Origin of the sequence: Pseudomonas sp. KCJK9111, from assembly GCF_046231935.1 — a bacterium.
GTDB lineage: Bacteria > Pseudomonadota > Gammaproteobacteria > Pseudomonadales > Pseudomonadaceae > Aquipseudomonas > Aquipseudomonas parafulva_B.
Map to the genome: position 1 here is coordinate 34,952 of NZ_JBJJMO010000036.1, position 10,433 is coordinate 45,384.

At 61.5% G+C, this 10,433-nt stretch carries 9 protein-coding genes; 4 read left to right on the plus strand and 5 right to left on the minus strand.

Annotated features, from left to right (window positions below; genetic code table 11):
• Positions 1-104 precede the first annotated feature (104 nt).
• From ACK59L_RS13565 to ACK59L_RS13580, 4 genes are all read right to left on the minus strand, one after another.
• The gene (locus ACK59L_RS13565) at positions 105-1,022 is read right to left on the minus strand and encodes a methyltransferase domain-containing protein (protein ID WP_409274153.1); all 918 of its coding nucleotides are present in this window, start codon (positions 1,020-1,022) and stop codon (positions 105-107) included.
• A 117-nt stretch (positions 1,023-1,139) separates the two neighbouring features.
• Entirely contained in the window at positions 1,140-2,060 is a 921-nt protein-coding gene (gene glsB, locus ACK59L_RS13570; protein WP_409274155.1) for a glutaminase B, read from the minus strand.
• A 97-nt stretch (positions 2,061-2,157) separates the two neighbouring features.
• Positions 2,158-2,952 (minus strand): substrate-binding domain-containing protein, encoded by a 795-nt coding sequence (locus ACK59L_RS13575; RefSeq protein ID WP_409274157.1) that lies wholly within the window; start codon positions 2,950-2,952, stop codon positions 2,158-2,160.
• 81 nt (positions 2,953-3,033) lie between these two features.
• Entirely contained in the window at positions 3,034-3,927 is an 894-nt protein-coding gene (locus ACK59L_RS13580; RefSeq protein ID WP_058605064.1) for a LysR family transcriptional regulator, read from the minus strand.
• 146 nt (positions 3,928-4,073) lie between these two features.
• Here ACK59L_RS13580 and ACK59L_RS13585 point away from each other — a divergent pair, with 146 nt between their 5' ends.
• The 4 genes from ACK59L_RS13585 (at position 4,074) to ACK59L_RS13600 (ending at position 9,288) form a co-directional block, all read left to right on the plus strand.
• The gene (locus ACK59L_RS13585; RefSeq protein ID WP_078479404.1) at positions 4,074-5,153 is read left to right on the plus strand and encodes a 4-oxalomesaconate tautomerase; all 1,080 of its coding nucleotides are present in this window, start codon (positions 4,074-4,076) and stop codon (positions 5,151-5,153) included.
• A 71-nt stretch (positions 5,154-5,224) separates the two neighbouring features.
• Positions 5,225-6,544, plus strand: coding sequence for a C4-dicarboxylate transporter DctA (gene dctA, locus ACK59L_RS13590; RefSeq protein ID WP_058605062.1), 1,320 nt, complete (start codon positions 5,225-5,227; stop codon positions 6,542-6,544).
• 119 nt (positions 6,545-6,663) lie between these two features.
• Entirely contained in the window at positions 6,664-7,968 is a 1,305-nt protein-coding gene (locus tag ACK59L_RS13595; RefSeq protein WP_027916232.1) for a CitMHS family transporter, read from the plus strand.
• Positions 7,969-8,034: 66 nt separating this feature from the next.
• A complete protein-coding gene (locus ACK59L_RS13600; protein WP_409274161.1) occupies positions 8,035-9,288 on the plus strand; it encodes an OprD family porin in 1,254 nt (417 codons plus the stop codon).
• 40 nt (positions 9,289-9,328) lie between these two features.
• Here ACK59L_RS13600 and ACK59L_RS13605 read toward each other — a convergent pair whose 3' ends face one another.
• A complete protein-coding gene (locus ACK59L_RS13605; protein ID WP_409274163.1) occupies positions 9,329-9,844 on the minus strand; it encodes a DUF4880 domain-containing protein in 516 nt (171 codons plus the stop codon).
• Positions 9,845-10,433: the final 589 nt, after the last annotated feature.

The window sequence follows — 10,433 nt, forward strand, 5'->3', positions numbered from 1 at the left end:
CTAAGGGCGCGCCTGCCTCTGGTCCAGTTCTTTCACACCCCTACCTTTTTCCTGTGCAGATCAATCCATCCCCGAACACCTGGCCTGGGTACGAGCCGCCTGTCTCATGGCTTGACGGACGTCGTCGAGCACAGCGACATCCTAGGTGGGTCGTCAGGCGTGAATGCCATTGCAGCATCGAGGGGGTTAGTGGACATCATACGCATGGCGCCTTGCTGCTCAGACTCGACGTGCGGCGTATGCTCCACAGGTTGCACCACCAGGGACGTCACGCTGGCCTGCTCGCGATGGTGCTGCAGCAATGTGTCGACCATATCCTCTGTGGTCGGCGTCTGAGCCCGGTCGATCACTGACAGCACGCCGCCAGAACGAAGAATGCGGTCGGCGATCTCGTAAACCCTGTTCTGCACGAAGATTCGATGCTCATAGGCTGTGGGCATCAGCGCCAGATCGATTGCGACGTTGTGCCCTCGGGCATCATGGGTACCGAGCAACCAGCACGCGACGGCGTCGAACTTTGGCTGACGTTCGAGCCATGCTTCGAGGGCGGGGTCGTTCAGGGCATCGCCCTCGATGAGCAAACAGTCCGCTTCGGACGCTTCTGGGATTTCGCTGTAGATCAGCCGGTAGGCGTTTTCATCGAGGCTAACCGGCGTTTCCCTGGCAATGACCTCGACGCTGAAGCCCTCGTCGGCCAGCCGCTTGCGCGTCGCCGCAATGCACTGTGGGTTCTCTTCCACGCACACGACGGTATGCCCCTGTTGCAGCAGCGCCAGCGTGGAATGGCCGACGCCACAGCCGATCTCCAGAGTACGTGTGAAGCCCTTCACGCGTTCGGCCATCCAGGGGTAGTGGCCCTGGGCCAAGTGACCTTCGGAGTTGATGCCCCAACTCTGGATGTACGCTTTGCGAAAGCTCTTCAGCTGGTAGAGGGCTCGCGGCTGCAGGCCACTGCCACCGCCGATAGCAGGCTTTCTCTTGGCTTTTTTCAGGTCACGTCGTCTTTTGCTGTTGATGCTCATGGCTGCTCTCCCTGAGGGCCTATGTGTGCATCAGGATTTTAATTGGGGCAGTCGTACTTGACTGTAAACAAGGGGTTTGCATGTCTGACAAGGGTTCCGACGTGTAGGAAATGGCCCTCAAGGTACCGCCGAAAAAACCGAACCCGTAATGCGCTCACTCAGCAATTCCAATGCGCGAATACCTGCCAGCGAATTGCCAGAAGCGTTGAGCGCTGGCGACCAGACGCAGATGCTGTACCGCCCGGGGACCACTGCCACGATGCCGCCGCCCACGCCACTCTTGCCCGGCAGGCCCACACGATAGGCAAAATTGCCGGCTTCGTCGTACAAGCCGCTGGTAGCCATGATCGCGTTCACCTGCTGGGCCTGACGTGCGCCGAGCACGTGTTCACCGCTGTGCGGGCAATAGCCGCTGTTGGCCAGAAACGCAAAGCCCCGGGCCACATCGACGCAGTTCATCGACAGCGCGCAGTGATGGAAGTAGCTGCTCAGCACCGCGTCCACGTCGTTATGAAAGTTACCAAACGCAGTCATCAGCCAGGCCATGGCGGCATTGCGCGCGCGGTGCTGGTATTCGGACTCGGCCACCACCGTGTCGCTGACGATGCGCGGGTTGCCAGCCAAGCGGCGAACGAAGTCGCGCATCGACAGGGCAGGGGTGGCGAAGCGTGACTGGTTGATGTCGCAGATCACCAGTGCGCCAGCATTGATGAACGGGTTGCGCGGGCGACCCTTTTCCACCTCCAGCTGCACCAGCGAATTGAAGGCTTGCCCCGAAGGCTCGTAACCCAGGCGTGACCAGATGTCTTCGCCGCTATGGTTGATCGCCTGGACCAGGCTGAACACCTTGGAAATGCTCTGGATGGAAAAGGGCGTATAGGCATCGCCAGCGCAGTGCAGCTGGCCATCAAGGCTGTGCACTGCGATACCCAGCTGGTTGGGGTCGACCTGGGCCAGGGCGGGGATGTATTGCGCGACCTGACCCTGGCTGAGCAGTGGGCGCACCTGGTCGAGGATCTCTTGCAGCATGTCTTGCATCGCGACGGCCTTGGGAACGAGGAAGGATGGGTCTCAGACGCTGCGGTACGCCGACAGGGCACGCCTTTGATCAACGTGCCCGGGCGAGGGTTGAAGTTTAGTGGGCCGTGTGCGGCAGCGGGGTCAGGCCGCTTTTCTCGATGGCGGCGTCCGCCTGGGCAGAGGCCATGTAGTCAAGCAGCGCCTGGGCCGCCGCCCGGTGCTGGCTGTTGGCAACCACCGCACCCGAATACATCGTCATCTTTTGCCCCTCGGCCGGGATCAGCCCCACGATATCGATGCCGGCCACCGGCTTGAGCTCGCTCAGTTGCTGGAACCCGATGGCTGCCTGGCCGCGTGCGACCACCTTGCCGACGGGCTCGGCGGGGATCATGTGGGCTTTGTGTGTGAAGCCTTCGCCCAGGTTCATGCTCGGGAACAAGGTTTTGGACAGGTAGACCCCGCTGGCGCTGTCGGAGTAGGCAACCGAGGGGCTATCGAGCAGCACCTGACGCAACTCACCCATTGTGCCGATAGCCGGCTTGGGCTCACCTTTGCGTACGGCCATGGCAATGAACGACTTGCCCAGGTCGATGCGGCTGGCCTTGTCGGCCTTGCCGTCGGTGACCAACTTGTCCAACGCCGAGCCCACCATCAGCACCACATCGGCCGGCTCGCCCCGTTGCAGCCGATTCGGGATGGCTTGCGGGGTCTGGCCCATCGACGGCGCGGCGAGCACGTTGAGCTTGACCCCGTAGGTGTGTTCATAAGCCGGTGCAACGTTGCGGATGGCGCCCATGATGCCGCCGGAGCTGAGCACGGTCAGCGTGGGGGCCTGGTCAGGGGTGGGCTCTGCGGCACAGCAGGCAAAGGTGGCGATCAGCAGTGCCGTGCAGGACAACGTCTTGAGCATGGGAAAACTCCGAATAAAACGCATAGCTTATTGGCAGGCGGGCCCAGCGCTGAATTAACCGGCGTAAAGAATGTTTCATGCTCAGCGGTTCGGCCATTTCTCCAGCAGGATCGACACGAACTTCTCCGCTGCCGGCGACAGCGAGGCGCCGCGGCGGTAGACCAGGCCCAAAGTGCGGGTGACCTCCGGCTCAATCAACGGCACGCTTACCAGGGTAGGGTGGTCTGCACTGGGCATGGCCAGGCTAGGCATGGCCGATACGCCAAGCCCGGCCTCGACCATGCCCAGGGACGTGGACAGGTGCTGCACTTCGTAGAACCATTTGGGCCGCAGATTCAGCCCGGCCAGAGCGTGGTCGAGCAACATGCGGTTGCCGCTCAACCGGCCGACACCGATCAAGCGATAGTCGGCAAGCTCGGTCCAGGTCACTGCATTGCGGTTGGCCAATGGGTGATCGCGCCGGCAGGCCAGCACGAAGTGCTCCTGCACCAAGGACACGAACTCGATGTCCGGATGCTGGCCGCTCATCATGTTGATGCCAAAATCGGCTTCCCCGCGCAGCACGGCCTCCAGGCCGTCATTGGCGCTCAGGTCCAACAGGCGAATGCGGATCTTAGGGTACTGGTCGTTGTAGTCGCGGATCACCGACGGCAAGAAATAGAACGCTGCAGTCGGGATACAGGCCAGCGTCACCTGCCCGGTCTGGCGCTCGGCCAGCTCCCGGATGCTGAGAATCGAATCCTCGAAGTCGTCCAGCAGGCGCCTGGCCTTGGGCAGAAAATCGCGTCCCACACTGGTCAGGCTGACACGGCGGGTAGTGCGCTCCAACAGCGAGGTGCCCAACCCTTCCTCCAGCTTCTTGATCCGCCGGCTCAATGCCGGCTGTGACAGATGCAGCACTTCGGCGGCCTCGTGGAAGCTGCCGAGTTCGGCGATTTTCACGAAAGATCGTATGTCTTGAAGCTCATATTCCACGATTCACCTCAGGTCGAAGTCGATTTTTATTATGTTGTAAAACGGAATAATCGCTACGATATTTGCATTGGAATGATTTATCCATCCCTGTCACTCTTTTGCTCACGGCATCAATGATGTCCATTGATCAACAAGAGTGCGAAATCATGCAACGAATTCCTTGCGTACTCATGCGCGGCGGCACCTCCAAAGGGCCGTTCTTTCATGCCTGGGACTTGCCTGCCAATGTGGTCGAACGCGATGAATTGCTCATCGACCTGATGGGGTCCGGCCATGAGCTGGAGATCGACGGTATCGGTGGCGGCAGCCCGCAGACCAGCAAGGTCGCGATCATCAGCCCGTCGCTGCATGCCGACGCCGACGTCGATTACCTGTTCGTGCAGGTGATGGTCGCCCAGCGCCGCGTGGACACTGCGCCCAACTGCGGCAACATGCTGTGCGCGGTCGGTCCTTTCGCCATCGAGCAAGGGCTGGTCAAGGGCCAGGAAGGCAAGACCCTGGTGCGCATTCGTAACCTGAACACGGGCACCTTCGTCAACTCGCTGGTGGAAACCCCGGGTGGCATCGTGCGCTATGAAGGGCGTACCGCCATCGATGGCGTGCCCGGGACTGCCGCGCCGGTGCACCTGACCTTCCTCGATGCGGTTGGCAGCAAGACCGGCAAGCTGTTCCCCACCGGGCAAGCCAAGGATGTGATCGATGGCGTGCCCATGACCTGTATCGACATGGCCATGCCCATGATGGTCATCCAGGCCAGTGACCTGGGCATGACCGGCGCCGAAACGCCCGACGAGCTCGACGCCAACGGCCCTCTGCTCAAGCGTCTGGAAGCCCTGCGCCTCAAAGCCGGCAAGGCCATGGGCCTTGGCGATGTCAGCGGCATGGTGATCCCCAAGCCGGTGCTGGTGTCCAAGCCGCGCTACGACGGCACGCTCCAGGTGCGCTACTTCATGCCGCACAATTGCCACCGTGCCCTGGCGATCACCGGTGCTGTGGGGCTGGCCACTGCCTGTGTCAGCCCCGGCAGCGTCATTGTGGATCTGCTGGGCGAACAAGCCCTGGACCTGAGCCAGGTTCGTCTTGAGCATCCAAGTGGTGGCATCGACGTCGCGTTGTCACGCAGCGGCGCAGATGGCAAGACCCTGCAAGCCTCTGTAGTACGTACTGCCCGGCGGCTCTTTTCAGGGTTCGTCTACGCGCCTACCTTGCGCAGGTTGGCTGGCTAGCCACCTCAAGGGTCGACCGCTGTACCTTGCAACAAGCGCATCCGCACAATATGAACAATGGGTGATGCCTCATGAAACTTGCCAAATCGCTGTACTTCCAGATCCTCTGCGCCGTCGTGCTGGGCGTAGTGGTCGGTCACTTCTGGGCGCAACAGGCTGTTGCGCTCAAGCCCTTGGGCGATGCCTTCATCAAGCTGGTCAAGATGATGATCGCGCCCGTGGTGTTCTGCACCATCGTCACCGGTATAGCCGGCATGACCGACAAGCGCTCGCTCGGGCGCCTGATGAGCAAGACACTGTTGCTGTTCCTGGGGCTGACCATTGTCAGCCTGATCATCGGCTTGGCTGCGGTGTACCTGTTCAAGCCAGGGGTCGGCATGAACATCGACCCGGCCACCCTGAGCACCGAAGGCCTGACCCAGTTCACCGCCTCGGCCGCCAAACTGGGCGTGGTGGACTTTTTCATGCACATCATCCCGGACACCTTCATGGGGGCGTTCAACAAGGGTGAAGTGCTCCCTGTGCTGTTCATTGCCGTGCTCAGCGGTTTCGCGCTGTCGTCCATGGGCGAGAAGGGCAAGCCGGTGCTGGACGTACTGGAAGCGGCCTCGGCCATGGTGTTCCGCATCTTCGGCTACCTCATGCGTTTCGCACCGGTCGGTGCGTTCGGTGCCCTGGCGTTCACGGTCGGGCAGTACGGCGTCACCTCGCTGGGGTCGCTCGCCAAGCTGATCGGTACGCTCTACATTGCCTGTGCGTTCTTCGTCCTGGTCGTGCTGGGCGGCATCTGCCGCGCCCATGGTTTCAGCCTGTGGAAGCTGCTGCGCTATTTCCGCGAAGAGTTCCTGGTGGTGCTGGGCACTTCTTCCACGGAACCTGTGTTGCCGCGCATGCTGGAGAAGCTCGAAAAGCTTGGCTGCAAGAAGGGGGTCGTTGGCCTGGTACTGCCTACCGGCTACTCGTTCAACCTCGACGGTACGGCGATCTACCTGTCCTTGGCCGCCGTGTTCATTGCCCAGGCCTGCAACATCGACCTGAGCCTGGGCCAGGTGGTGACCATGCTGGCGATCATGCTGCTGTCGTCAAAAGGCGCAGCGGGCGTGACCGGTAGCGGCTTCGTGGCCTTGGCCTCGACCCTGACAGTCATCCACGACATCCCGTTGGCAGGCCTGGCCCTGCTGATCGGCATCGACCGCTTCATGTCAGAGGCTCGCGCCCTCACGAGCCTTGCCAGCAACGCCGTGGCCACCGTGGTGGTGTCGATTTCCGAAAACGCGTGTGACAAGCAGATACTGCTCAGCCGCCTCAATGGCGAGCCTGTGGTCGAGCAGGCACCCACCACGGTCGGCCCTGACGCCACCTGGGTCGCCAAGCCAAGCCATCACGGCTAGGACGCCCGCAACACCCTGACCTCAAAACGCTGCAACCCGCGCGCAGGAACGCGCGCGGGTAGGGGGCTCGTCTGCGCCATCGACGGCCCAACCCGGATAAAAACAAGAGAGAAAAAGCCATGCTCGCACTCCTGGGCCTGATCATGGTGGTGACGTTCACCTACCTGATCATGAGCAAACGCCTGTCCCCGATCGTCGCCTTGACGGTCGTGCCGATCGTCTTCGCACTGGTGGGGGGCTTTGCGCCTGACCTTGGCAAGATGATGCTCGACGGGCTGAAAATGGTAGCCCCGTCGGCCGCCTTGCTGCTGTTCGCCATCCTGTTTTTCGGCTTGATGATCGATGCCGGCCTGTTCGACCCTCTGATCCGTAAAATCCTCAAGCGCGTCAACGGCGACCCCATCAAGATCGCCATTGGCACTGCATTGCTGTCGCTGCTAGTGGCGCTGGACGGCGACGGCACCACCACCTACATGATCACCTGCGCGGCCATGCTGCCCTTGTACAAGCGCATCGGCATGAACCCGATGATCCTGGCAACGGTGTCGATGCTGTCGTTGAGCATCATGAGTGGCATGAGCCCCTGGGGCGGGCCTGCCACCCGCGCCATCGCAGCACTTGGGCTCGATGCCACCGACTATTTCATTCCCATGCTGCCCACGGTGATCGGTGGCGCCGCCTGGGTGGTGTTCACCGCCTACCTGCTGGGCCGTGCCGAACGGCGCCGCATTGGCAACGTGGCCCTGGAGTCCGGCGGTGGCAACTGCTACATCAAGGAAATCCTGGGTGATACGCCCCACAAGCGCCCGCGTCTGGCCTATGTGAACCTGGTGCTGGTCATCGTGGTCATGACCGCGCTGGTGCTGGGCCTGATGCACGCGGCGATCCTGTTCATGATCGGTTTCGTTGCTGCGCTGATGATCAACTACCCGCAGCTGGAACTGCAGAAAGAACGTATTCTGGCCCATTCGGGCAACGCCATGACCGTGGTGCTGCTGGTGTTCGCCGCCGGTATCTTCGCCGGTATCTTCTCGGGCACCAAGATGGTCGATGCCCTGGCGCAAACCCTCGTGGACTGGATCCCGGAAGCCTGGAGCCACTGGTTCCCGCTGGTGGTGGCGCTGACCAGCATGCCGCTTACCTTCGTGCTGTCCAACGATGCCTATTATTTCGGCGTGGTGCCGATCCTGGCCAACGCAGCCGCCGCCTATGGCATCGACCCGGTGGAGATCGCCCGCGCCTCGGTGCTGGGCCAGCCGGTGCACTTGATGAGCCCGTTGGTCGCCTCGACCCTGCTGCTGGTGGGCATGGTCGACAAGGACATCGGCGACTTCCAGAAAGCCACGGTGAAGTGGGCAGTGCTCACTTCGCTGGTCATCACTGCATTGGCGGTGTTGACCGGCGCGCTGTCGTTCTTCGTCTGAACGATGCGGGCGCCGCCAGGCGCCCGCCATCGCTTACACCCTAAAAACAACAATAGAGTATCGATCATGTCCTTGACCCTCGCGCGTGGGGCCGCCTGTGGCCTGCTCTGCGGCTGCCTGCCTGTGGCCGGCGCTACCGATTTCATTGAAGACAGCAAGCTCAAGCTGCAACTGCGCAACGTCTATTTCAACGAGAACTTTCGCGACGAACAGGGTATGAGCCCCCGCGCCGCAGCCACTGCCAAGAGCGAGCGTACCGAGTGGGCGCAGGGCTTCTTGCTCGATTACCAGTCGGGTTACACCCCCGGTACCCTGGGTCTGGGGCTCGATGCACTGGGCCTGTTGGGCGTGCGCCTGGATTCGGGGCGTGGCCGCAGTGGCACGGGCCTGTTGCCTGTGCATGACGATGGCCGGGCCGCCGACACGTTCGCCAGTGCCGGCGCTACGGTCAAGGCGCGTGTTGGGCAGAGCGTCGTCAGGCATGGCACCCTGTTGCCCAAGTTACCCGTGCTGGTGCACAACGATGCTCGTTTGATGCCGCAAACCTACCAAGGCACGCAGCTCACCAGTACCGCACTCGACAACCTGACCCTCACGGCCGGGCACCTGACCCGTTTCAAGCAGCGCGATTCATCCAACAGCACCGGCCTGTACCTGGACGGTTACAGTGGCGGCGAAACCGGAGACTTCAGCTTTGCCGGCGGCGACTACACCTTCAGCAAACAGCTGCGCCTGAGCTACTACCACGGCCAACTCGAGCACTTCTATCGTCAGGACTTCGCCGGCTTGGTTCACGACCATGCGCTGGCTGGCGGTGTACTGACCACGGACCTGCGTTACTTCAAAAGCAAGAGCACCGGCGCGGCCTACGGTGGCCCCATCGACAATGACATGCTCAGCGGGCATATCGCCTACACGCATTCCGGCCACACGTTAGGCGCAGGTTATCAGGCGCTCAGTGGCGAAGCGGGGTTGCCGTACATCAGTGGCGCGACGGTGTACTCATTCAGCAACGTGGGCATCGGCAAGTTCATCGAAGAAGATGAAAAGACCTGGATGGCGAGCTATGTCTACAATTTCGCCGCTGCCGGGGTGCCGGGGTTGACCTTCATGACCCGTTACCTGAGCGGCGATAACGGCCGTTCTGGCGCGGCGGGCCTGAGCGAATGGGAGCGCGACGCAGAGCTTGCGTATGTGGTGCAATCAGGCCCCGCCAAAGGGCTTGGCGTCAAGCTGCGCAACTACGTGTACCGCTCGGACTTTGCCCGTGGCCGCGACAGCAATCGGTTGTACCTGACGTACGACATCGCGCTGTGGTAAGGCGCTCAAAGCGCAGGCTTGAGCGGGCGTTGGTTTCGTTTCACGTCCACAGCCCCAGCAAGATCAATACGGCCATGCCCAGCGCGGCGGCAATCGAACATCCACCCAACGACAGGGCAGCGCGACCCTTGCGATACCAGCCATCGCGGCCCAGGGCCAGTGCAGGCGCGTACAGGCTGCGCCAGTGCAGTTCGGTAGCGTGGAATGCCTGCAGGTGGTTGGGCGAGGCGTCCAGCCAGCGACGAAAGTCGATACGCTCGCAGGCAGTGACGTCCGGGCTCTGCAAGCGCACATACCACTGTGCTGCCTGGCTCGTCGGGCCATCGGGGCGGGGCTGACCGGCAAGCAACGCCTGCACCATCAGACGCTCGACACTGGGTAGGGGCAGGCCCAGACGTGTGGCGACCCTGCCCTGGGCCAACTGATCGAGACGGCTTAGCAGAAACACTTGTTGCGCAGCACGTGGCAGGCGCTTGAGTGCGAGCAGCAGGGCAGCATCGCTATCGGCAGCGTGCTCGGGCAGAGGCGTATGGAGGCGCAAGAGCGTGCGGGTCATGAGCAGTTCCTTGCTGGAGAGCAGGTGGGGGATATCCGTAAAAGCCGAGCTTAGGATTAACGAGATTGATTCTCAAGTGCTGAATCGGCAAACTTTTGTAATGGCCGTTCACCCCCGGAAACACTTTTGCTACCATCGCCGCCATCACGATCTTCATTAGCCTGAAGAGCCAAAAAAAAGACCCAGCAAAAAGCTGGGTCAAAAACCGTGATTAGCCTGATGAGGAGATAATCCGAGAGCGACCTAAGCTCCGGTTTATCCAGCAGATCTCGCGATCAGCTGAGTGCAATAATAATCGTTATCATTTGCCAGTCAAATGATTTTTTATTCACGACGGTAGAAAATCTACCGCTGCGCTTCCTTGTCCCCCAAAGCGGGGCCTTGGCTTTGCACCCCAAGCGCCTGCTGCGTTCCCTCCCATTCACGACAACCTGCCTCAAGCGGCGGGGTCTGCCGTGCGCTGGTGTTCCAGCAGCGCACGAGCCATGTCCATCATGTGCATCAAGGCAAACAGCAGCTCTCGCTGGCCACCATGCTGGTGGGTGGCGGTTTCCTGGGCGGTTGCTGCCGCACAGCGCAGCAGGGCAAT

Excerpts from the sequence above, each read along its gene's own strand:
- dctA (WP_058605062.1), top strand. The coding sequence starts at position 5,225 with ATGAAACTTGCCAAATCGCTGTACTTCCAGATCCTCTGCGCCGTCGTG.
- ACK59L_RS13575 (WP_409274157.1), bottom strand. The coding sequence starts at position 2,952 with ATGCTCAAGACGTTGTCCTGCACGGCACTGCTGATCGCCACCTTTGCC.
- ACK59L_RS13595 (WP_027916232.1), top strand. The coding sequence starts at position 6,664 with ATGCTCGCACTCCTGGGCCTGATCATGGTGGTGACGTTCACCTACCTG.
- ACK59L_RS13585 (WP_078479404.1), top strand. The coding sequence starts at position 4,074 with ATGCAACGAATTCCTTGCGTACTCATGCGCGGCGGCACCTCCAAAGGG.
- glsB (WP_409274155.1), bottom strand. The coding sequence starts at position 2,060 with ATGCAAGACATGCTGCAAGAGATCCTCGACCAGGTGCGCCCACTGCTC.
- ACK59L_RS13565 (WP_409274153.1), bottom strand. The coding sequence starts at position 1,022 with ATGAGCATCAACAGCAAAAGACGACGTGACCTGAAAAAAGCCAAGAGA.
- ACK59L_RS13600 (WP_409274161.1), top strand. The coding sequence starts at position 8,035 with ATGTCCTTGACCCTCGCGCGTGGGGCCGCCTGTGGCCTGCTCTGCGGC.
- ACK59L_RS13605 (WP_409274163.1), bottom strand. The coding sequence starts at position 9,844 with ATGACCCGCACGCTCTTGCGCCTCCATACGCCTCTGCCCGAGCACGCT.